Genomic DNA, 21,417 nt, shown 5'->3' with positions numbered 1-21,417 from the left:
AAACTGCGAATCTGTGTGTAATAATAGTGGCGTAAAGAAGAAATATCTCTAGCCAATCGTTATTGCATTTCACATTTCGTAATTTCGTTTTTGTTCGTTATCTGTACCTTTAGAAAATGAAAAAGTACGTTATCATAGTAGCTGGTGGAACCGGGAGTCGCATGAACAATGCAGTTCCCAAACAGTTTATTGAACTGCACGGGAAACCGGTTTTGATGCATACCATTGAAAAATTCACTACGACCTTTCCCGATATTACTGTGATTGTTGTTTTGGCAAAAGCCTTAAACGATGATTGGAAAGCACTGTGTGTAAAACACAACTTTACCATTCCACATCAACTGATTGATGGCGGAGAAACACGCTATCATTCTGTAAAAAATGGTTTGTCGCTTGTGCCGGATGCTTGTGTGGTAGGAATTCATGATGCAGCGCGACCATTGGTGAGTCAACAAACGATACGAAGTACATTTGAAGCCGCTGAGGTGAGAGGCAATGCATCACCTGCAATTCCATTAAACGATTCGATACGGTATATTAAAAAATCAGAAAGTTGTGCCGTTGATCGTACACATTATTCCATTATTCAAACGCCTCAATGTTTCCATTCCGATTTAATCAAAAAGGCCTTTTTGAAAGAATACAAACCCGAATTCACTGATGATGCAACGGTTCTGGAAGCATTTGGAGAAAAGATCAATTTGATTGAAGGCAATCGGGAAAATATAAAGATTACTACGGAGTTGGATTTGAAAGTGGCTGCGGCATTAATGAGTTAAGCTAATTTCACGACTTCTGTTTTTTCTGTAAGCTTCATCCCATCCACATTTTTCAATAAGTTCAATCCAGGTTTTTTATCTTTTTCAAGAGTTCCCAGTTGATTCATTCCTAAAAGTTCGGCTCCATTTTTTGTTGCCCAGGTTAGCAATGTCTGCAGAGGAATCTGAGGAGCGTGTTTTGTAATTGTTTTGATTTCATCTAAAATGGAAAGGCTCCAGTTGGATGCCAGGCTGTCGGTTCCGATGGTTACGGATACGTTTTCTTCGATAAAAATGGAATAGTCCGGCAACTTGTTTTCGATGTAAAGATTCGCATTTGGGCAAGTACACCAAAATAAATTTAGCATTTGGGATTTAGGATTTAGGATTTTTTTCACCCATTGTAAATCTTCTTTTGATGTAAACGTATTGTGCACAAGCAGAATTTTTTGTGATAATGGTAATTTCGGAAGTGTGGTTCGTAAAGAATTCACACCAGTTTTAGGAATCGCATCCATGTTCATTCCCATTTTTGAAAAAGCGTCAAACATGGGCCCGGAATGTGAAATAAACAAATCGCTTTCAGCTAAACTTTCTTGATTGTGAATGCTGATGATGGAGTTTTTCTTTATTGCCTCTTCTGAAATTAGTTTAAATAATTTTTCAGAAACAGTATACGGGGCATGGGGAACAATGGAGTGCGAAAGTGCTTTCAATTGCTGTCCAAGCGCTAGTGCATTCGCAAACGTTTCATCTGCTTTTTCGGGATTAAAATCAAAAGCTTCAATAAAGGTATGGTAAGCAATTGGGCTTTTGGATTTCTGCAGAAATGTATCGTTATTATTAGAAATATCCCCAACGGCTACAATTCCATTTTTAATCATTTCAGCATCTGCCTCGTCAATTGCATTTTGAATTTCCTTTGCCGAGAAAGATGCACGTTTGCTAAGGATTTCTCTTATAAATTGCATCATCCCTGCTTTTTCAGAAACCTGAGCCCACATGTGAGAAAGCTCTAAATGGCAATGGGTGTTGATGAACCCCGGACAAATAATCCCCTCATAGTGGATGTCAGATGTAGAAGGTATGTTGGAAGATGGGGCAGAAATCTCCATAATTGTTCCATCTTCTTCCACGCTAATTATCCCATTTTTAATGGGTTCGGAGGCAATTGGGAAAATATAGTCGGCAGAGATTTTACGCATAAATAACTGGTATAAAGCACGAATTTACGAAATTATAACTGCTCCATATATCAATATCTATTCGTAAATTTGTTCTTCAGTCAAATGGAATCAAAGAAAGACATACGGGCACTTTCACTCGAAGAACTAAAAACTGTTTTTGTTGAAAACGGTGACCAAGCTTTTCGAGCAAAACAAGTGTATGAATGGCTTTGGAAAAAGTCGGCTACCACCTTTGAGGAAATGACGAATCTTTCCAAATCTACCCGTGAATTGTTAGACCAACATTTTGTAATCAATGCCGTGAAGGTAGATGATATGCAAATCAGTAGCGACCGCACGATTAAAAATGCATTTAAATTGTATGACAGTAATATTGTTGAAGGAGTGCTGATTCCGAGTACAACTCGTATGACGGCTTGTATTTCTTCTCAGGTGGGTTGCAGTTTAACATGTAAATTTTGTGCCACTGGGAAGCTGGAACGTTTGCGAAACTTAAATGCAGATGAAATTTATGATCAGGTGGTGTTGATTAAAAATCAAGCGGAAGAAAAGTACAAAACACCTTTGACCAACATCGTGTATATGGGAATGGGAGAGCCGTTGTTGAACTATAAAAATGTGATGGATTCGGTTCAAAAAATAACTTCTCCGGAAGGATTGAACATGTCGCCACAACGCATTACGGTGAGCACTGCAGGTGTTTCAAAAATGATTAAGAAGTTAGGGGATGATGGAGTGAAATTTAATTTAGCTTTATCGCTCCATGCGGCCAACGATGAAAAAAGAAATCACATCATGCCAATCAATGAAAGCAATTCGTTGGAAGCATTGGCTGAAGCATTAAAATATTTTTATGAAAAGACGGGAACGCGTGTAACTTATGAATACATTGCGTTTAAAGATTTTAACGATGGAATTGAAGACGCACAGGATTTAGCAAAATTTTGTAAACACATTCCTTGTAAAGTCAATATTATTGAATACAATCCCATTGATGATGGGGAGTTTCAACAAACAACATCCGAACGATTAGATGCCTTTGCAAACTATTTAGAGAGTAAAAATATTATTGTGAATGTGAGAAGAAGCAGAGGAAAAGACATTGATGCAGCTTGCGGACAATTGGCAAATAAGAATAAAGAAGGGTTTGAAAAAAGAAAAATGAAGGCGAAAGCATGACAGTAGATCAAATAAAAGCACCGATTGAAGCTGAAATGGCGGAATTTGAATTGAAGTTTAAAGCTTCGATGAAGAGTTCTGTCCCGCTCTTAGATAAGATTACACATTACATTGTGAAACGCAAAGGGAAACAGTTGCGACCAATGTTTGTGTTTTTGTCCGCAAAGATGGTTGGGGAAATGAATGATTCTACGTATCGTGCTGCATCCTTAATTGAACTCTTGCATACTGCGACTTTGGTCCACGATGATGTAGTGGATGATTCCAACGAACGCAGAGGTTTCTTTTCTGTCAATGCCTTGTGGAAAAACAAAATAGCTGTGCTTGTCGGTGATTTTTTATTATCGAGAGGGTTGTTGTTATCGGTCGACAATAAAGATTTTCATCTTTTAGGATTGGTTTCGAATGCAGTGCGCGAGATGAGCGAAGGGGAATTATTACAAATTGAAAAGGCACGGAAACTGGACATTGACGAAGCCGTTTATTTTGATATCATTCGTAAAAAAACAGCGTCTTTAATTGCATCCTGTTGTGCTTGTGGTGCAGCATCGGTAACGAAAGATGAGCATGTGGTAGAACAATTGCGTGCGTTTGGAGAAGCTGTTGGAATTGCATTTCAGATAAAAGATGATTTGTTTGATTATGGTGATGGATCCAATATCGGGAAGCCAACCGGAATTGATATTAAAGAAAAGAAGATGACCTTACCGTTGATTTTTGCATTAAACAATGCTTCTTATTTTGAAAAAAGAAGAATCATCAACATTGTAAAAAACAACAATAACAATCCTAAAAAAGTGGCAGAGGTGATTGATTTTGTGATTAAGAGTGGAGGGATTCAATATGCAGAAAGTAAAATGAATGAATATAAAAATGCTGCCTTGCAATTGTTGGAGCAATTTTCAGACAATCCTTCTCGTGCATCTTTGCAGGCATTGGTAAAATATACAACCGAACGTAAAAATTAATTTCTATGAAAACGAAAATCGTTGGATGCTTCTTTATTGTATCAGGATTGATTTCCTGTTCCAACCAAGCAGGAGATGAAAAAGTACAAACTGCTGAAGTAATTGTTGCGCCTAATCCTGATTCAGCGAGGTTTACGATTGTTGGGTCACAAGACTCAACCATTGCAAACGGTGAAAGCATTGTGAAGTATCCTAATGGGAATGTTAAGATGGTGGGCATGATGAAAAACGGTCAACGTGATGGCTTATGGAAAAGTTTCTATGAAAACGGTTTGCCTTGGAGTGAAACAACTTTTTCCAATGGTATTCGAAATGGAAAAACAACTACCTGGTATGAGAATGGGAAAAAGCGTTACGATGGCTTTTATACGAATGATGTTGAAAGTGGTACCTGGACCTATTGGGATGAAAAGGGGAGTGTAGCCACAACAAAAGATTTTGGAAAGAAGTAACAGTTTGTTGTTACAGATAAAACTTTGTTTATTTTATTATTATTCTATATTTGTGTATTGAAACATCTATATTATGAAAAAAATATTTTTGATTGCCTCGCTGACTACTTTTTTATACACATCATGTACATTTGAAAAATCAACTCCTTTGCCGGTAGGTTGCACAACCACCATTTTTTATCAAACCGATATCAAACCGATAATTGATGCAAAATGTGTTTCTTGTCATACAACCGGTGCAAGTCAAGGTGATTTTACTACCTATGGAGTAGTGAAAACAAAAGTAGACAATGGCACATTTAAAAACAGGGTGTTCACCCTGAAAGATATGCCTCCGGGTGGCTCTACCCAATTAACAGAAGAGGAATTAGGCAAATTAAAGTGCTGGGTAGACCAAGGTGCTCCAAATAATTAATCAAAGGGCATAGTTATTGTAAATTCGAATAAATAGATTTAAACATAAACCCCAAAACAATGAAAAAACTGGTCTTATCATTCTCAGCACTTGTATTTAGCACAGGTATGTTTGCACAAATATTTGTTGCAAAAACATGTGAAGTAAGTTTCTTTTCGGCTTCTCCGCTAGAGAACATTGAAGCTACTGCAAAAGTGCCGAAAACATTTTTGAATACTGCTACCAATGATGTGCAGATACAAATTACCAATACCGCTTTTATGTTTGAAAAACCATTGATGCAGGAGCATTTCAATGAGAATTACATGGAAAGTGAAAAGTATCCAAACACCATTTTCAAAGGAAAAATCAATGAAAAGATTGATTATACAAAAGATGGCGAACACAAAGTAACCGTTACAGGTAAAATGTCGATGCATGGCGTAGACAAAGACATCACCATTGATGGTGTATTAACTGTAAAAGGTGGAGAGATTTTGTTGTTTTCAAAATTCAAAGTGCAAGTTGCCGATTATAAAATTAAAGTTCCCAGTTTGTATGTTCAGAACATCGCAGAAATTGTGGATGTAAAATTAAACGCAGTACTGGCCCCAATTAAAAAGAATTAATAGTTATGATGATTTCTAAAAAAGCGAGTATTTTAATCGGTTGTATATTTCTTGGTTCATTCTTACATGCTCAGGATGATATGTTATCCATGCTGGATTCACCGGATGCAAAAAAAACACATGATAAAGTTAGTGCAACATTTAAAGGCACAAAAATTATCAATATGCAATCGACCGAAACAGTAAAAAAGAAAACGATGGATTTTAGTGTTGCACATCGTTTCGGAAATATTGGTAAACAAAGTGGTGGTGGTGGACATCAGCTCTATGGTTTTGATAATTCAGCCGACATCCGAATTGGTTTTGATTTTGGTATTACGGATAACTTGACTCTTGGAATTGGTAGAAGTAAACAAGCAGAATTGATTGACGGATTAGTGAAATACCGCATCTTAAATCAAACGACTGATAACCATATACCGCTTTCTTTGGCGATTTATGCTGATATGAGTTATAGTCCGCAAGATGCTACCCAGTTTTACAGTGGAATGATTCAAGATCCATCTTTTAAGCAAAATGACATTCATCGTTTTGCCTATACCACACAATTGTTGATTGCAAGAAAATTCGGATGGCGCTTTTCTATGCAACTAACACCAACGTATCAACACCGTAACTACATTTTAGCAAGTGTCAATGCAGATAATGATGCAATAGAAACAAACGATTTGTTGTCTATGGGAGTTGGGTTCCGTTTTATGTTGACAAAACGTTTTGGTATAATTGGTGATTACTATTATACGTTTTCTGATTACAGAAAAAACAATAGTATTAATCCATATTACAATCCACTTGCTTTAGGATTTGAAATCGAAACCGGTGGACACGTGTTTCATTTAAACTTTACAAATGCATCTGGAATCATCGAAAATAATTACATCCCAAACACAACTGATAGTTGGTTAAAGGGAGGATATAAATTCGGATTTAACATTTCCAGAGTATTTACTTTGGGTGGGAAGAAAAAACATTAATCAGGTATTTTAGAAAAAAGAGGTTGTTCTGATGAGCAACCTCTTTTTTTATGAGGAAATGCGTAACTTTGCCAAACTTTGCCAAGCCCATCCAATCATATCAAAGCTAAAACCTTTGTTTCTACTCCGGTGGATACAACAACAACAACTTCGCTTTTTGAAAACCATTTATTGCCTCAAAAGTCGGAGCAACCTCAATTACATTTCACGGATTTTGATTTTGGAATAGCCGGTATCCTTTTGTTGGCTTTTGTTTTATTTGTTTGGCTATACGCAACCAATAGCAAACGCTTGAACCAGATTGTAAAATCATTTTACGTGAGCAGATTCAGCAATCAATTGGGGCGAGATGAACTCTCCTTAGGGAATCGTGTATCGGTTTTTTTATCCGTTCTATTTGTGCTTACGTTTTCATTGTTCATCTATCAGGTAGGTCGTTTTTACGGCTACATAGATGAGCCAAGTAATGTTTTGTTTTTTCTGAAACTGGCTTTTATTATTTGCTTGGTATATGGCGTTAAAATGTTGATGGTTCGTTTTTTTGGGTTCCTCTTTCAAAACCAAAAAGAAGCTGCCGATTATTCCATGATGATTTTCCTGTTTTGTAACATTTTAGGGCTGTTTTTATTGCCAATTGTCATTTGTATGGCCTTTGTAAAGGATGTTTCGCCTTTGATTTTTATTTATTCCGGGGTTAGTGTTTTTGCTTTGTTATTGTTAATCAGGGTTTTGCGTGGAGTTATAATCGGTATAAATAGCATTAGAGTTTCCAAATTCTATTTATTTTTATATCTTTGCACCCTTGAAATACTCCCATTGGTAATTATGGTGAAGTTGTTTATCCAAAACGTTAAATAGCTAACCGCAAAGAAGAGTGTTTATTTTGTTTGTTTCACTTAAACGCACAAAATTGAAAGTTAAAACATTACTCGTTTCTCAGCCGAAGCCCGAAGGGGATAAATCACCGTATTTGGACCTTGCAAAAAAGTGCAATGTTAAAATCGACTTTCGTCCGTTTATACAAATAGAAGGCGTTTCAGCCCAAGATTTCCGAAAAGATAAAGTAAATATTTCAGAGCATACAGCTGTGATTATGACCAGCAGAAATGCGGTAGATCATTATTTTAGAATGTGTCAAGAGATGCGTGTAACGGTTCCCGAAACCATGAAATATTTTTGTGTTTCTGAATCAACTGCTTTTTACCTTCAAAAATATGTGTTGTATCGTAAACGCAAAATTTTCCACGGTAAACAAACGGTAACCGATTTGATGGAAGTGATTAAAAAGCACAAAACGGAAAACTTTTTATTGCCTTGCTCGGATATTGCCAAAGAAGAAATTGCGGATAAATTGGACGAGGCAAAAATAAAATATACCAAAGCGGTTATGTTCCGCACCGTTGCCAGTGATTTGAGTGATTTGGCAAATGTGAATTACGATATTCTAGTGTTTTTTACTCCTGCCGGAATCCGCTCGTTGTTTAAAAACTTCCCGAAATTCAAACAGAATAAAACGCGAATTGCTTGTTTTGGTCCCACTACTGCTAAAGCGGTGAAGGATGCTGGATTGAACCTGGACATTCATGCTCCAAATCCAAAAGCACCATCCATGACCATGGCCTTGGAACAATATATTACTGCTGCGAATAAAGCAAAGTAGTCTATTCAAATCGAAGCCATTTAACATTCTTTATACTACTTCCATCACAATCTTATTGTTTGGACTAATTATTTCAATTACTTTTATACTTGTAATGCAAACTTTTTCCAAAAACGAACGTTTATGCAGTAAGATATTAATCGAGCGACTGATTGAAACAGGAAAATCGTTCAATCATTCGCCTTACCGAATCAGCTGGCTTCCGATTGCAGAAAGTTCCGCTCCGATAAAAGTGGTGATTAGTGTTCCGAAGCGTTCGTTTAAAAGAGCAGTTGACAGAAACAGGTTGAAGCGACAAACACGCGAAATATATCGAAAGCATAAACAAAATGTGTACGATGTATTGGGTGAAAATAAACTTTTGGTGATGATTTTTTACACCGCCAAAACAAAGCTTGAATTTAAAGAGTTGGAATTAAAATTAAAAGAAGCATTGGAGCGTTTAAGTAAAACCGTTGCTGTAAAATGAAATGGATCAGCGCACCGTTTAGTTATTTGTTCATTGGTTTAATAAAACTGTATCAGTATAGCATTTCTCCTTTATTAGGTCCGGCTTGCAGATTTCAACCATCCTGTTCGCAATATGGAATTGAAGCATTTCAAAAACATGGATTTTTAAAAGGATTCGTATTAACAGTAAAACGCATTTCAAAATGTCATCCTTGGGGCGGACATGGACATGATCCGGTACCATAGAAAGTCAAAACATAAAAGATAAAAAGAAATAGAATGAAAAAACTAGTTTCAAAATTCAAATTACTTATCATCGCCATACTGATATCCGGATATGCAATGATATCCTATAGCTTCGTAGATAACTTCTTCGAAGTATCCAAAAACCTCGACATTTTCGCGACACTCTTCCGCGAGTTGAATATTTATTATGTGGATGAAACCAATCCCGGTGACTTAATGAAAAGAGGCATCGATGATATGTTGGAGTCGCTTGATCCTTACACCAACTTCATTCCTGAATCGGAAATTGAGGATTACCGTTACATGACAACCGGGCAATATGGTGGTATTGGTGCACTGGTGCGTCAGATAGGCGACTATGTTGTAATCTCTGAACCGTATGAAGGATTCCCTGCACAAAAAGCAGATTTGCGCGCAGGAGATAAACTTTTGAAAGTAAACGACATTGATGTAAAAGGCAAAAAAACAGATGACATCAGTAAATATTTAAAAGGACAAGCGAACACGTCCATTAAATTATTAATTGAACGAGAAGGCGAAGCGAAACCAATTGAAAAAACGATTGGCAGAGAAGAAATAAAAATTAAAAGCGTTTCATACTCGGGTATGATTTCTAAAAATGTAGGTTATATCAAACTAACAGGATTTACGGAGAACGCAGCTGGAGAAGTAAAGTCAGCATTGTTAGAATTAAAAAAGAATCCGGAATTCAAATCGTTAGTATTTGATTTAAGAGGAAATCCCGGTGGACTTTTAAAAGAAGCGATAGACATTGTGAACCTGTTTGCCGATAAAGGAACCGAAATTGTGAGTACTCGCGGGAAAGTAAAAGACTGGGATAAAGTTTACAAAGGAGTGAATTCTCCGGTTGATGTGAATATTCCAATTGTTGTATTGGTAGACAGAGGTTCTGCTTCTGCTTCTGAAATTGTTTCCGGTTCCATTCAAGATTTGGATCGTGGTGTAGTGATTGGACAACGTTCGTATGGAAAAGGATTGGTTCAACAAACTCGACCTTTGAGCTACAATGCACAATTAAAAGTTACCGTTGCTAAATATTATACGCCTAGCGGAAGATGTATTCAAGCCTTGGATTATTCTCACCGCAACGAAGACGGAAGTGTAGACAAAGTGCCGGATTCATTGATTACAGCATTCAAAACAAAAAATGGAAGAATCGTGTATGATGGTGGAGGTGTTGCTCCGGATATTTCCGTTGAAATCCAAAAATACAGCAGCATTTTGGCAAGTCTGGTAACCAAAAATTTAATTTTTGATTATGCAACAAAATACCGCGTAGCACATGAAACAATTGTTCCTGCTAAAGATTTTAAATTAACGGATGCCGAATACGATGCATTTGTTGCATTCTTAAGTGATAAGGAATATGATTATACCACAAGAACAGAGAGAGCGTTGGAAGACTTTACGGAAGATGCAAAAAATGATAAATCGATTGACTTGATTGGTGCCGACATTGAAGCATTAAAATCAAAAATTACTCATAACAAAAAAGAAGATTTAGTAAAATACAAACCGGAAATCAAGCAATTCCTGGAAGAAGAAATTGCATCCCGTTATTATTTCCAAAATGGCCGTTTGGAGTCGTCTTTAAAAGACGACAAAGACCTGGTAGAAGCATTTGCATTATTGGCGGATATGGATAAGTATACCAAAATTTTAACCACTGCTGGAACCACTGATAAACCGTTGTATAATCCGGAAAAAGGGAAAAGTCCGAAGAAATAATTTCTAAACTGAAATTGGATCATTTTTTTAGGCTTTAAACGCAATATTTTTACAACATTTGCGTTGCAATTGGATATGAGGAAATCGCTACTCCCGGAGAAGTACCATACTTACGTTTATATATTCGCCCTTCTTTTATTGGTGATAGGTTTGCCGCTATCAAAATTTTTGATGAGCCTTTCTCAAATTATTCTGGCGTGTAATTTTTTGTTGGAAGGTGGGGTAATCGCCAAATTTAAAGCCTTCTTTAAAAATAAACCGGCTCTGATCCTCAGTTCTCTTTTTTTACTTCATGCCATCGGTTTATTTTACACGACTGATTTTCATTACGCCTCTAACGATATGCGCATCAAGATGCCTTTGATTGTGCTACCCTTGATTTTCTCTACCTCTAAACCGTTGAGTAAGCAAGTCGTTGATTTACTTTTAAAAGTGTTTGTTGCAGCTATTATTGTTGGAACCATCATCAGCACCTCTATTTTAACAGGAATCATTCATCGCGAATTGGTAGATATTCGAAGTGTTTCCATTTTCATTTCACACATTCGTTTTGCCTTGTTGATTTGTATCGCGTTGTTTGTCTCCGGATATTATTTATATTATTCAACAAAAGCCATATACAAAGGAATGTGGCTGTTAATCGGATGTTGGCTCATCACATTTTTAATTATAACCGAATCCATCACCGGACTTTTTGCATTTTGTTTTGCTGCATTGGTAGTTGCCTTCTACAGCATTTTTAAGTCGAAGCAAACATTTATCCGCTATTCAGGTGGAGTCATTGTATTGGCACTCGGACTCTTTGTATTTTATTTATTCAGTCAGATTAACAATGCGATTCCAAAATCACAACCCCTGGATGTTTCACAATTGGAAAAAACAACTTCACGCGGGAATGCTTACGAACATAATATAAATAGTAGGTTTAGTGAAAACGGGCATTACATTTGGGTAAATTTTTGTAACAAAGAATTGGAAGAATCGTGGAGCAAAAGAAGCTCCATTCCACTTTCTGAAAAAGATTTAAAAGGCAATCCGGTTTATTTTACATTGGTCCGTTTTCTCGCATCCAAAGGATTAAAGAAAGATGCTGATGCTGTGGAAACACTGACTACGGAAGAAATAAAAGCCATCGAGCGAGGGGTGGTGAATGTAAATTATCAGCACATTTCGAGTTTAAAAAAACGATTGCATGAAATATCATGGGAGCTGGAAATGTATAAAATTACAGGTGACCCGAGCGGACATTCACTGACACAGCGCTTTGAATTTTGGAAAGCAGCCATGGGGATCATCAAAGACAACCTTGTTTTTGGAGTTGGAACAGGTGATGTAAAAATGGCTTTTGAAGCCCAATACGATAAAATGAATTCTCCACTTACGAAAGAATGGCGTTTGCGTTCTCACAATCAATATTTATCGATTGGTGTGGCTTTTGGTTTAGTCGGATTGATTTGGTTTTTAATTACGCTATTCTATCCAATGGTGTTGAAAGGAAAAACGTTCGACTACCTATATATTACTTTTTTATTGATTGCTGTTGTTTCATTTTTAACGGAAGACACGCTGGAAACTCAAGCAGGTGTTACTTTCTATGCTTTTTTTAATTCATTTTTTCTATTTATTTTCGGAGCCCAACCCCTCTCCTTGAACAAGGAGAGGGGCAAGGGGTGAGGTCTTGCATTGTCGCATATTTTCCCTAATTTTAGGCAATCAATGTCTTACGACTTCCCCATACAACGTGTAAAACGAACAGAAAACCTTTCTGCTAAATTTTCTATTGTAATTCCGACCTGGAATAATTTAGAGTATTTAAAATTGTGTATTGGAAGTATTCGAAAAAATTCTACATTCAAACATCAACTGATTGTTCACATCAACGAAGGAAAAGACGGGACATTGGAATGGCTGAAAGAACAAACCGATATTGATTATTCCTATAGTGAAAAAAATGTAGGTGTTTGTTATGCCTTGAACAGTTGTCGCGAATTACTCAGCACCGATTACTTGCTTTACATGAATGACGACATGTATGTTTGTCCGAATTGGGATAAATACTTAGCAGAAGAAATTGCAGCAATTGGTCACAACAACTTTTTTATTTCCGCCACTTCCATTGAACCTCAGTCGCAAAGCAATTGCATGATTGAAAAAAACTTTGGAACCGATATTCAATCCTTTCAGGAAGAAAAATTATTAAAAGAATTTGCGTCTTTGCCTATGAGTGATTGGCAAGGCGCCACTTGGCCGCCTAACATTGTTCACAAAAGCATTTGGGACAAAGTTGGAGGTTATAGCAACGAGTTTTCTCCGGGCATGTATTCCGATCCTGATTTTTCGATGAAGCTATGGCAAGCAGGAATTCGATTGTTCAAAGGTGTGAGTAAAAGTAGAGTCTATCATTTCGGTTCTAAATCTGTAAAACGGATTACCAAAAACCCGGGCTACCATAAATTCATTTCCAAATGGGGAATGACCAACAGTACGCTTTCAAAATATTATTTACGTAGAGGAGAAAAGTTTGATGGTCCGCTGAAAGAAGCGAGTGTGCCTTTGATGGTGAAGGTGAAGAATTGGGTGAAGAAGAAGTAATAAATTTCATTGCTCAACTATCTTGTATTTATTTATCCAAGAGATAGCGGTTGCAATAACATTATCATCGTGTAATATTATCCTATTGAGGTTTGGCTCTACTATAAAATCAGGAGTAATTTCTTTTCCAAAAATATTTTTTTTTCTGTCGGCATCAATAGCGTCTGTAAGTATTAAAGCAGAGCCATCTGAAAGTGTATATGTGCCATTTGCTGTAGATAATCCAAAAGTTTTTTGACCAAAGCTTTTAGAATTTTCTTTTTCACGAAAAGCTATTGTTACAATTTCCCCTGAACTAGCTGTTGCTGGACCAGTTAAAACTGCAATAGGAAGATTATTAATAGTATAATAAGGTTTTTATCAATTTTTATGATTGCTTCTTTATCTAGGCTAGCGACACCATTTTTGTAGCAAATGGGGTGCATTATTTTATTAGCATTTACAAAAAAACCGCATATTCCGTCTCCTATTAAAGGGCCTAAACCTGCGAGCATTGGCCAGCAGTTACCTCCTGTATTTTGCCTAAGATCTACTATCCATCCTGTTATGTTTTTACTGTCTATTGATTTTATTAACTCTTGCAAACTATCTGCATAAATTGTCTCTGAAGCAGAGTTAGAATTTAGAAATCCTTTTACCTCTAAATATCCAATTTTTTCATCCAAAATTTCACCTTTAAAGGTGAAAAAATTATTTAATTTGTCTGGAGTTTTATCTAGGTGCTCAATTTCGCTCTTTTCAAGAAATTGACTATGATTATCCTTTAGTTCTTTAAGAATAAATTTTATTATTGTATGACAATCTTCTATTGTGTTAGCATTCTTTAACTTTAGGTATGCCTGTTCTCTAATATTATTTATATTAATAGAATCTTTACGGATAGAATTTTTTTCAATAATTTCAATTGCATTATCTACATATTCTTTTAGATTTTTTTTAGAAGTTATATGTGAGCAACCAACAATAAAAAGAATACCAAAGAGGACAGAATACTTTTTCATTCTTGCTAATTGTTTTGTGAAAGTCTCACTTCAAAATTATTTTGCACACAACTCCCTCAACTTCTTATATTTCAGAAACGAGTGTTTCGCAGAAATTCTGCAAATTGTAAATCCAGCCGCTCCATCCAGTATTCCGAGTTTGATAATATAGTCGCTGATGAACTTCACTATCGGACTCAAATACATTTTTAATACAGAAGCTTTTTTTCCTTTCTCAAACATATTTTGTGCAGCAAGAGAAGAGAATTTTTCGGTTTGTGCATAATGTTGTTCAATAGAATAATAGCTATAGTGAAGTAAGTCACCACTTAATAAAATTCCTTTTGTCATTTCGAGCGAAGCCGAGAAATCAATCACTAGTTTCTCATGAATGATGCCTTCCCATTTAGTGATTCGTCTATCGAAGATTCTGATTTTTGTATCAGGATACCAGCCGCAATGTTTGATCCAAGAACCGCAGTAATTCGTTAAGCGGTGGAATTTATACGTTTTTAATTCGTTCCCTTCTTTCGCTTTTAAAATAGATTTTTTTAATTCTTCAGATAAAGCTTCATCCGCATCTAAGGATAAAACCCAATCGTATTTGGCTTGTGCATTCGCAAAATTCTTAGATGCTGAATAGCCTTCCCACTTTCGAGAAATGAAGTTGACAGGATATTTTTTAGAAATGCTTTCTGTTGCATCCGTAGAAAAGGAATCCAAAATCACCACATCATCCGCTATGCCTTGAATGGATTCGAGGCAGCGACCAATGTTTTTTTCTTCATTAAACGTGATAATGACAACGGATAGTTGTGGCATTTATAGATTGCTTTGTATTTCACAAAAGTAACACAATTTTAACCACATAGGAACATAGAAAAGGAGGATCGTATAGAAAATAAATTTTTACACAGAGAGCTATGTCTGCAGTTTGTGCGAGCTATGTTAAGCACAGCGCCTTTTTTATCTATGTTTCTATGTGGTTAAATTTTCACATTTATATGCTATATTTGTAATCATGTCAACCACCCAAACACTCATACAACAATTGCAGCAAGGCGACCAAAAAGCATTGGCGCGTTGTATTACTATTGTTGAAAATGAACTGGAGGGTTATGAAGAAATTTTGACCACATTAAAGTTCAATCAATCCATTCCTGTAGTTGGCGTTACCGGCCCTCCAGGTGCCGGAAAAAGCACATTAATCAATGCGGTCATCAAAAAGCTAACCGATGAAAAAAAGTCGGTTGGAATTATCGCGATAGATCCTACTTCTCCTTTTAATTATGGTTCATTGTTGGGAGATCGATTGCGGATGGCAGAACATTTTAATAATGATAAGGTGTATATCCGTTCGTTAGCAACACGAGGTTCCTTGGGTGGATTATCTGCTAAAACAATTGAAATTGTGGATGTAATGCGTGCTTTTCCATTTGATTACATCATTGTGGAAACGGTGGGTGTCGGACAAAGTGAAGTGGAAGTGGTTGGTTTAGCAGATACAACGGTATTGGTTTTAGTTCCCGAAGGTGGTGATGATGTGCAGGCAATAAAATCCGGAGTGATGGAAATTGCTGATATTTTTGTGGTGAACAAATCGGATAGAGACGGAGCGAATACATTTATTAAGAATATTGTTCAGTTGGTACATTCTAAGATGGCGAGTGAGTGGAACATTCCTGTAATTAAAGGAATTGCAACCAAAGGCGAAGGAGTGGAGGAGTTGATTGCAGCCATCGACAAACACAATAAGGTTGGAGTAAATACCAAACGTTCTTATTTGCTTGCAGAAAAAGCATATCGCCTTATCCAAAACAAAAAGATGAAAGGTGTTTCTAAATTAGATTTACAAAAGCAGATTGACGCGGAATTGAAGAAGGAGGATTTTAATTTGTATAATTTTGTGAAAGGGATGGAACGCGGATAACGCTGAAAAAACGGATGATAATTGTATTCGTTCCTCGCAATGACGCTCCGCAATTTTACTCCTGATAATAAACCCTCTTCACTCTCCTCGAAACATTTGTCAACACTTCATACGGAATCGTTCCAATGTCTTTTGCTACTTCGGTGATTGGATTTAAGTCGCCAAAAATAATTACTTCATCATTTTCGTTTGCTTGAATATCCGTAATGTCAATCATGCACATATCCATGCACACATTTCCGATGATTGGCGCTTCTTTCCCTTTTACAATCATTTTCCCGGCTCCGTTGCTAAGCTTACGACTCAGTCCATCTGCATAACCAATTGGAACGGTTGCTATTTGTATGTCGCGTTTGGCAACACCCTTGCGACTGTAACCAATGGTTTCTTTAGCCGGTATATTTTTGATTTGTGAGATGCTTGTTTTTAATGTACTCACATTTTGTAATTGTGCTTGTTCGGTTGCATTGGCGCCAATTCCATACAAGCCAATTCCCAATCTCACCATTTCAAATTGTGCGTCCGGAAAGCGTGAAATGCCGGCTGAGTTCAAAATGTGTTTTAAAATCGGATAATTGAAATGCGATTTTATTTTTTCACTCATCACATTCAGCTTCTTGATTTGTTGCCAAGTAAAATCATCGTGCTCGCCTTCATCGCTTGCTGCTAAATGAGAGAAGATGGATTTTATTTTCAGGTGTTTGTTGTTGCTGATACGTACAATCAATTCATTCACTTCATCCTCATCAAAGCCTAAGCGGTGCATGCCGGTATCCAGTTTAATGTGAATCGGAATGGGTTGTGCATTATTTCGTTCGCTGCGTTTTAATGTTTCCTCAAACAAACTCAATACTCTAAAGCTGTAAATTTCAGGTTCAAGGTTGTATTGAATCATTGCATCATAACTTTGTTCCTCAGGGTTCATCACCATAATCGGCATGGTGATTCCCGCTTTGCGCAATTCGATGCCTTCATCTGCGTAGGCAACTGCTAAATAATCTACGCGGTGAAATTGAAGGATGTTGGCAATTTCAAAACTTCCACTTCCGTATGAAAACGCTTTTACCATTGCCATCACTTTGGTATCGGCTTTTAACTTGGAACGGAAATAGTTTAAGTTGTGAACGATGGCGTTTAGGTTTATTTCCAAAACAGTTTCATGTGCCTTCTGCTGAATGATTTTGCTGATAGCCTCGAAACTAAATGCTCGCGCTCCTTTCAAGAGAATGGTTTCGTCTCTAAAAAAGGAATTGTTGAATTGTTGTAAAAAATCGGTTGTCGATTTATAAAAACTTTTTTCGCAGTTGAACTGATCCGCTTGTGAAGATATTCCTTCTCCGATTCCGATTAAACGAGATATTCCTTTTTTATGAATCAGCTCTGCAACTTCTTTGTAAAGTGTTGCATCATTTTGTCCGCTCTGCAAAATATCAGAAAGAATCAATGTTTTTTTCGGATGTTGTTTTTGCTGGTTTAAAAAGTCCAAGGCAATGGCCAAAGAACCTAAATCGGAGTTGTAACTATCGTTGATGATGGAGCAATTGTTAATTCCTTCTTTGAGTTCGAGTCGCATCGCAACCGGACTTAAAAATCGCATTCGTTCGGTAATGACTTTATTTTCGTATCCGAGATAGAGCATGGTTGCCCAGCAATGAATTGCATTTTCGATGCTGGCTTCATCTGTAAACGGAATAGTAATCCGGATGAAATCATTTTTATAAACGCCTTGTATTTCAGTATCGGTTTCTGTTTTGGTGATACGTCCGACTAATAAATCAGCACGTAATTTTTTCGACCACGTGAAAAATTTCGCATCGGCAAACGATTTATTGGTCGTGATTTCATCATGAATGGATAAATAATCTTTGCAATAAATCAATACTTCTGAATTCAAAAACAACTTTAGCTTTTCGCAAACTTTTTGTTTTTGATTTTCAAAATTTTCATCGTGTGCTTGTCCGATGTTGGTAATGATGCCAATAGTCGGCTGAATAATATTTTCGAGCAAGCGCATTTCTTTTGGTTTAGAAATACCCGCTTCGAATATGGCTAAGTCGTGTTCTTCCGAAATCTGCCAAACAGAAAGCGGAACACCTACTTGCGAGTTGAAACTTTTCGGACTGCGGACAATGTTTTTATCTTCACGCATAAGCTGATACAACCATTCTTTTACAATGGTTTTCCCGTTGCTCCCTGTTATTCCGATTACAGGAATCTTGTATTGTTGACGATGATGAGCACACAATAATTGCAATGCTAGCAAGGTATCGTTAACTAGAATAAAATTTGCATTGGTAAAGGATGCAATATTTTGTGGTAATGTCGAAACAACAAAATGATTTACACCTTTTTCGTAAAGATCAGTTAAGTAAGCATGTCCATCATGTCGTTCGCCTTTAATCGCAAAAAATAAGGAGGTTTCCGCGTTGGAAAGTTTACGACTATCAATTAATAAATTTTTAATGGATGCACTTGAGGTGGCGTTTCCACTAATTGTTCCATTGATGACCGAGGCTATTGTAGAGATGGAGTAGTTCATTATTTATTTTTTGCTTCAACAAAGCAATCTCTGCAAAGTGGTTCGTAGTTATTTGTTTCCCCCAATAATACCAATTCTTCTTCATCGGTAATGCGGTGGGAATGATTAGCAATGTTTCCGCAGCGCATACAAATGGCATGTACTTTTGTAACATGTTCGGCAATGGCTAAAAGTGCTGGGATAGGGCCGAATGGTTTGCCCAGATAATCCATATCTAATCCGGCAACAATCACACGAATCCCGCTGTCGGCAAGTTGATTGCAGACGTCAATCAGCCCGGCATCAAAAAACTGTGCTTCGTCAATGCCCACCACATCCACTTCATTGGCAAGCAATAGAATGTGCGAAGAGGCAGGAACAGGAGTAGAATGGATGGAGTTTCCTTCGTGGGAAACCACTTTCACATCATCGTAGCGTTTGTCTATTTCCGGTTTAAAAATTTCCACTTTCTGCTTGGCGTATTGCGCCCGCTTCATCCTCCGGATGAGTTCCTCTGTTTTGCCCGAAAACATAGATCCACAAATGACTTCAATGGAGCCTTTGCGTTTATGAAGGTGTATGGTATTTTCGAGGAACATCCAGTTGATTTTGTTTGAAAAATCGTGTTAAAATTCGCAATTTTAATGTATTTTTATTGCACAACAAATTTAGTCAAAAAAGCGTTTTGTTTTTTAACAAGGTAAAATAAAGTCATGGATAAGTCGAGCATTAGAAAAGAGATTGCAGCTTTGATTAACAGTATTAAGGAACATTCTGATAATATTGGTGACAAGGAGCATATTCCTCAGTTGGAATTGGAGTTAATTCTTCATAAAATTGAAAAATTATACCAAAAATCCATTGTTTTTAACCATTTGAATACCTTTCCGGATAAAATAACGACCTCTCCAAAATCAGAACCGATTGCTGAAAAGCCGATTGTGGAAGCAGCGAAGGTAGAAATAAAGACCGAAGCGATTAAACCGGCTCCAATTTCAGAAAAACCGATTGACTTATTTGGAAGTGAAATACCTCCTGTTACCGAAAAACCAAAGCAAGAAAAAAAGATAGAAAAACCAATAGAAAAACCAATAGAAAAAATTGTTCCTTCTAATAAAATTCAAAAGCCGTCCATTCAAGATTTAACAAAAGCGATTGGTTTGAACGATAAGTTTTTATTTGCAAACGAATTGTTTGAAGGGAGTATGCAAGAATACAATATTGCGATTCAGCAATTGAATGGCGCAGGTAGTCTGGAGTCTGCAATGGATTATTTTTCGACCTTACAGCAATTGTATGAATGGGACATGGAGAAAGAAACAATAAAACAACTGTTGGATTTAGTGGATAGACGTTATAGCTAGACCTCACCCCAAACCTCTCCTTGAAAAAGGGAGAGGGCGTTAAATAGATTACAATAAAAATATGTACTCCAAATTACTAATTCCTTTATTACTCTATCACTTTATCACCCTATCTATTTATTCCCAAGAAATAAAAAAAGGGGAAGTGTTTGCTTACGCGCGTATAATTGTGGACACACTGGCTTCTCAAAACATGCACGGCAGAGGGTATGTGAATGGTGGCGACAGTATTGCTGCACATTATCTCAAAAATGAATTTAAAAAGTTTGGATTAAAATCGTTTAAATCGGATTACTATCAGAAGATGAGTTTTCCGATTAATACTTTTCCAAATACGATTTCGGTTGGAATAAATGGCAAGCAATTAGTTCCCGGAAAAGACTTTATTATATACGCGCATTCACCTGCATCAAAAGGGGATTTCAAGGTTGTGTTTGCGGATGATAAGCTGGTTGAAAATAAAAAAAAATTCGACAAATTTCTTAAAGGAAATTTTTCAAATAAAGTTGTCATTGTAAATGACACAGGAAAACAAACGAAGGAACTGCAGGATATTCTTGGCAACACGATTCATGCAAAAGCAATCGTATCATTGAAAGACAAGCTAACGTGGAGTATGGCACAATCCACAAACGAGTATCCAATAATCGAAATTTTAAGAACTTCTTTGCTTGTTCAGCCCAAAACGCTTTCCTTTGATATTACCAATGAATTCATTCCGTATCACCTTTCTCAGAACGTAATCGGCTATGTACAAGGTTCTGTTTATCCTGATTCATTTATTGTGTATTCTGCACATTATGATCATCTCGGACAAATGGGGAAAGATGTTTATTTCCCTGGAGCGAATGACAATGCCAGCGGTTGTGCCATGTTGTTGAATTTGGCCAAACATTATTCAAAGCCCGAAAATCAACCCAAATACTCGATTGCCTTTATGGCATTTTGTGGAGAAGAAGTAGGTTTACTCGGCTCTAAGCATTATACCGAAAATCCTTTGTTTCCATTAAAGAACATCAAATTTGTTTTTAATATGGACATCATGGGAACGGGAGAAGAAGGAATAACAGTAGTGAATGGAAGTGTTTTCAAAACGGAATTTGATAAGCTCAAAGAAATAAATACACAGAACAATTTCATCAAAGAGGTGAAGATACGAGGAAAGTCTGCCAACAGCGATCATTACTTTTTTTCAGAAAAAGGTGTAAAAGCTTTTTTTATTTATTCGATGGGTGGAATCAAGGCCTATCATGATATTTATGATCGGCCGGAAACACTACCTTTGAATGAATTTGAAAATTTGTTTAAACTGATTACGAAGTTTGGTGATTATTTGCAGCAATAATAAAGAATAGGAACGCAGATTTTTATGATTTTTATGTTTTAA

The 21,417-nt window shown here is 36.7% G+C and carries 23 protein-coding genes; 17 read left to right on the top strand and 6 right to left on the bottom strand.

Annotation, left to right across the window (positions count from 1 at the left end; genetic code table 11):
• The first annotated feature begins 116 nt into the window (after window positions 1–116).
• Window positions 117–779 carry a 2-C-methyl-D-erythritol 4-phosphate cytidylyltransferase gene (locus tag IPP64_16720; GenBank protein MBL0331005.1) on the top strand — a complete coding sequence of 221 codons (663 nt, stop codon included), beginning with the start codon at window positions 117–119 and terminating at the stop codon, window positions 777–779.
• On the opposite strand, the gene IPP64_16715 is transcribed toward IPP64_16720, so the two are convergent.
• Window positions 776–1,963, bottom strand: a complete 1,188-nt coding sequence (locus tag IPP64_16715; protein ID MBL0331004.1) for an amidohydrolase family protein — start codon at window positions 1,961–1,963, stop codon at window positions 776–778. The genes IPP64_16720 and IPP64_16715 overlap by 4 nt on opposite strands.
• A gap of 84 nt (window positions 1,964–2,047) precedes the next feature.
• Here IPP64_16715 and rlmN point away from each other — a divergent pair, with 84 nt between their 5' ends.
• The 13 genes from rlmN to IPP64_16650 all read left to right on the top strand — a co-directional run bounded on the left by rlmN (window position 2,048) and on the right by IPP64_16650 (window position 13,238).
• Complete coding sequence (gene rlmN, locus IPP64_16710) at window positions 2,048–3,124, top strand: 23S rRNA (adenine(2503)-C(2))-methyltransferase RlmN (GenBank protein MBL0331003.1); 1,077 nt, start codon at window positions 2,048–2,050, stop codon at window positions 3,122–3,124.
• Window positions 3,121–4,092, top strand: a complete 972-nt coding sequence (locus IPP64_16705; GenBank protein MBL0331002.1) for a polyprenyl synthetase family protein — start codon at window positions 3,121–3,123, stop codon at window positions 4,090–4,092. The genes rlmN and IPP64_16705 overlap by 4 nt, the downstream gene beginning before the upstream one ends.
• Before the next feature lie 5 nt (window positions 4,093–4,097).
• Complete coding sequence (locus tag IPP64_16700; GenBank protein ID MBL0331001.1) at window positions 4,098–4,544, top strand: hypothetical protein; 447 nt, start codon at window positions 4,098–4,100, stop codon at window positions 4,542–4,544.
• A gap of 73 nt (window positions 4,545–4,617) precedes the next feature.
• Window positions 4,618–4,959, top strand: coding sequence for a cytochrome c (locus tag IPP64_16695; GenBank protein ID MBL0331000.1), 342 nt, complete (start codon window positions 4,618–4,620; stop codon window positions 4,957–4,959).
• 59 nt (window positions 4,960–5,018) lie between these two features.
• Window positions 5,019–5,567 carry a YceI family protein gene (locus IPP64_16690; GenBank protein ID MBL0330999.1) on the top strand — a complete coding sequence of 183 codons (549 nt, stop codon included), beginning with the start codon at window positions 5,019–5,021 and terminating at the stop codon, window positions 5,565–5,567.
• 5 nt (window positions 5,568–5,572) lie between these two features.
• Entirely contained in the window at window positions 5,573–6,541 is a 969-nt protein-coding gene (locus IPP64_16685; protein MBL0330998.1) for a hypothetical protein, read from the top strand.
• 78 nt (window positions 6,542–6,619) lie between these two features.
• Window positions 6,620–7,399: a DUF4271 domain-containing protein gene (locus tag IPP64_16680; GenBank protein MBL0330997.1), complete on the top strand. Its 780-nt coding sequence runs from the start codon at window positions 6,620–6,622 to the stop codon at window positions 7,397–7,399.
• Between the two features lie 52 nt (window positions 7,400–7,451).
• The gene (locus IPP64_16675) at window positions 7,452–8,201 is read left to right on the top strand and encodes a uroporphyrinogen-III synthase (GenBank protein ID MBL0330996.1); all 750 of its coding nucleotides are present in this window, start codon (window positions 7,452–7,454) and stop codon (window positions 8,199–8,201) included.
• 94 nt (window positions 8,202–8,295) lie between these two features.
• Entirely contained in the window at window positions 8,296–8,670 is a 375-nt protein-coding gene (gene rnpA / locus IPP64_16670) for a ribonuclease P protein component (GenBank protein MBL0330995.1), read from the top strand.
• A complete protein-coding gene (gene yidD / locus IPP64_16665; GenBank protein MBL0330994.1) occupies window positions 8,667–8,897 on the top strand; it encodes a membrane protein insertion efficiency factor YidD in 231 nt (76 codons plus the stop codon). The genes rnpA and yidD overlap by 4 nt, the downstream gene beginning before the upstream one ends.
• A 33-nt stretch (window positions 8,898–8,930) precedes the next feature.
• Window positions 8,931–10,646, top strand: coding sequence for a S41 family peptidase (locus tag IPP64_16660; GenBank protein ID MBL0330993.1), 1,716 nt, complete (start codon window positions 8,931–8,933; stop codon window positions 10,644–10,646).
• 171 nt (window positions 10,647–10,817) lie between these two features.
• Window positions 10,818–12,320 (top strand): O-antigen ligase family protein, encoded by a 1,503-nt coding sequence (locus IPP64_16655; protein MBL0330992.1) that lies wholly within the window; start codon window positions 10,818–10,820, stop codon window positions 12,318–12,320.
• A gap of 42 nt (window positions 12,321–12,362) precedes the next feature.
• The gene (locus tag IPP64_16650) at window positions 12,363–13,238 is read left to right on the top strand and encodes a glycosyltransferase (protein ID MBL0330991.1); all 876 of its coding nucleotides are present in this window, start codon (window positions 12,363–12,365) and stop codon (window positions 13,236–13,238) included.
• A 6-nt stretch (window positions 13,239–13,244) separates the two neighbouring features.
• Here the strand turns inward: IPP64_16650 and IPP64_16645 are convergent, their stop codons facing one another.
• From IPP64_16645 to IPP64_16635, 3 genes are read right to left on the bottom strand one after another with little or no spacing between them, the layout of a single operon-like run.
• Window positions 13,245–13,580 (bottom strand): hypothetical protein, encoded by a 336-nt coding sequence (locus tag IPP64_16645; GenBank protein ID MBL0330990.1) that lies wholly within the window; start codon window positions 13,578–13,580, stop codon window positions 13,245–13,247.
• Window positions 13,553–14,239, bottom strand: a complete 687-nt coding sequence (locus IPP64_16640; protein MBL0330989.1) for a hypothetical protein — start codon at window positions 14,237–14,239, stop codon at window positions 13,553–13,555. Before IPP64_16640 ends, IPP64_16645 begins: the two co-directional genes overlap by 28 nt.
• Before the next feature lie 36 nt (window positions 14,240–14,275).
• A complete protein-coding gene (locus IPP64_16635) occupies window positions 14,276–15,040 on the bottom strand; it encodes a glycosyltransferase family 2 protein (protein ID MBL0330988.1) in 765 nt (254 codons plus the stop codon).
• 199 nt (window positions 15,041–15,239) lie between these two features.
• On the opposite strand from IPP64_16635, the gene meaB reads away from it, so the two are divergent.
• Window positions 15,240–16,148: a methylmalonyl Co-A mutase-associated GTPase MeaB gene (gene meaB / locus IPP64_16630; GenBank protein ID MBL0330987.1), complete on the top strand. Its 909-nt coding sequence runs from the start codon at window positions 15,240–15,242 to the stop codon at window positions 16,146–16,148.
• Window positions 16,149–16,203: 55 nt separating this feature from the next.
• On the opposite strand, the gene IPP64_16625 is transcribed toward meaB, so the two are convergent.
• Both IPP64_16625 and IPP64_16620 read right to left on the bottom strand, forming a co-directional pair.
• Window positions 16,204–18,687, bottom strand: a complete 2,484-nt coding sequence (locus tag IPP64_16625; protein MBL0330986.1) for a bifunctional UDP-N-acetylmuramoyl-tripeptide:D-alanyl-D-alanine ligase/alanine racemase — start codon at window positions 18,685–18,687, stop codon at window positions 16,204–16,206.
• Window positions 18,687–19,265, bottom strand: a complete 579-nt coding sequence (locus tag IPP64_16620; protein MBL0330985.1) for a thymidine kinase — start codon at window positions 19,263–19,265, stop codon at window positions 18,687–18,689. The genes IPP64_16625 and IPP64_16620 overlap by 1 nt, the downstream gene beginning before the upstream one ends.
• Before the next feature lie 114 nt (window positions 19,266–19,379).
• Here IPP64_16620 and IPP64_16615 point away from each other — a divergent pair, with 114 nt between their 5' ends.
• Window positions 19,380–20,030, top strand: a complete 651-nt coding sequence (locus tag IPP64_16615; protein ID MBL0330984.1) for a hypothetical protein — start codon at window positions 19,380–19,382, stop codon at window positions 20,028–20,030.
• A 61-nt stretch (window positions 20,031–20,091) separates the two neighbouring features.
• Complete coding sequence (locus IPP64_16610; GenBank protein MBL0330983.1) at window positions 20,092–21,375, top strand: M20/M25/M40 family metallo-hydrolase; 1,284 nt, start codon at window positions 20,092–20,094, stop codon at window positions 21,373–21,375.
• Window positions 21,376–21,417: the final 42 nt, after the last annotated feature.

Source organism: Bacteroidota bacterium (assembly GCA_016722565.1).
Lineage (GTDB): Bacteria > Bacteroidota > Bacteroidia > 2-12-FULL-35-15 > 2-12-FULL-35-15 > 2-12-FULL-35-15.
This window is presented reverse-complemented; position numbering and strand designations above follow the sequence as displayed.

Excerpts from the sequence above, each read along its gene's own strand:
- IPP64_16720 (MBL0331005.1), top strand. The coding sequence starts at position 117 with ATGAAAAAGTACGTTATCATAGTAGCTGGTGGAACCGGGAGTCGCATG.
- IPP64_16640 (MBL0330989.1), bottom strand. The coding sequence starts at position 14,239 with ATGAAAAAGTATTCTGTCCTCTTTGGTATTCTTTTTATTGTTGGTTGC.
- IPP64_16615 (MBL0330984.1), top strand. The coding sequence starts at position 19,380 with ATGGATAAGTCGAGCATTAGAAAAGAGATTGCAGCTTTGATTAACAGT.
- IPP64_16655 (MBL0330992.1), top strand. The coding sequence starts at position 10,818 with ATGAGCCTTTCTCAAATTATTCTGGCGTGTAATTTTTTGTTGGAAGGT.
- yidD (MBL0330994.1), top strand. The coding sequence starts at position 8,667 with ATGAAATGGATCAGCGCACCGTTTAGTTATTTGTTCATTGGTTTAATA.
- rlmN (MBL0331003.1), top strand. The coding sequence starts at position 2,048 with ATGGAATCAAAGAAAGACATACGGGCACTTTCACTCGAAGAACTAAAA.
- IPP64_16685 (MBL0330998.1), top strand. The coding sequence starts at position 5,573 with ATGATGATTTCTAAAAAAGCGAGTATTTTAATCGGTTGTATATTTCTT.
- IPP64_16690 (MBL0330999.1), top strand. The coding sequence starts at position 5,019 with ATGAAAAAACTGGTCTTATCATTCTCAGCACTTGTATTTAGCACAGGT.
- rnpA (MBL0330995.1), top strand. The coding sequence starts at position 8,296 with ATGCAAACTTTTTCCAAAAACGAACGTTTATGCAGTAAGATATTAATC.
- IPP64_16700 (MBL0331001.1), top strand. The coding sequence starts at position 4,098 with ATGAAAACGAAAATCGTTGGATGCTTCTTTATTGTATCAGGATTGATT.
- IPP64_16705 (MBL0331002.1), top strand. The coding sequence starts at position 3,121 with ATGACAGTAGATCAAATAAAAGCACCGATTGAAGCTGAAATGGCGGAA.
- IPP64_16660 (MBL0330993.1), top strand. The coding sequence starts at position 8,931 with ATGAAAAAACTAGTTTCAAAATTCAAATTACTTATCATCGCCATACTG.
- IPP64_16635 (MBL0330988.1), bottom strand. The coding sequence starts at position 15,040 with ATGCCACAACTATCCGTTGTCATTATCACGTTTAATGAAGAAAAAAAC.
- meaB (MBL0330987.1), top strand. The coding sequence starts at position 15,240 with ATGTCAACCACCCAAACACTCATACAACAATTGCAGCAAGGCGACCAA.
- IPP64_16610 (MBL0330983.1), top strand. The coding sequence starts at position 20,092 with ATGTACTCCAAATTACTAATTCCTTTATTACTCTATCACTTTATCACC.
- IPP64_16625 (MBL0330986.1), bottom strand. The coding sequence starts at position 18,687 with ATGAACTACTCCATCTCTACAATAGCCTCGGTCATCAATGGAACAATT.
- IPP64_16695 (MBL0331000.1), top strand. The coding sequence starts at position 4,618 with ATGAAAAAAATATTTTTGATTGCCTCGCTGACTACTTTTTTATACACA.
- IPP64_16620 (MBL0330985.1), bottom strand. The coding sequence starts at position 19,265 with ATGTTCCTCGAAAATACCATACACCTTCATAAACGCAAAGGCTCCATT.
- IPP64_16650 (MBL0330991.1), top strand. The coding sequence starts at position 12,363 with ATGTCTTACGACTTCCCCATACAACGTGTAAAACGAACAGAAAACCTT.
- IPP64_16715 (MBL0331004.1), bottom strand. The coding sequence starts at position 1,963 with ATGCGTAAAATCTCTGCCGACTATATTTTCCCAATTGCCTCCGAACCC.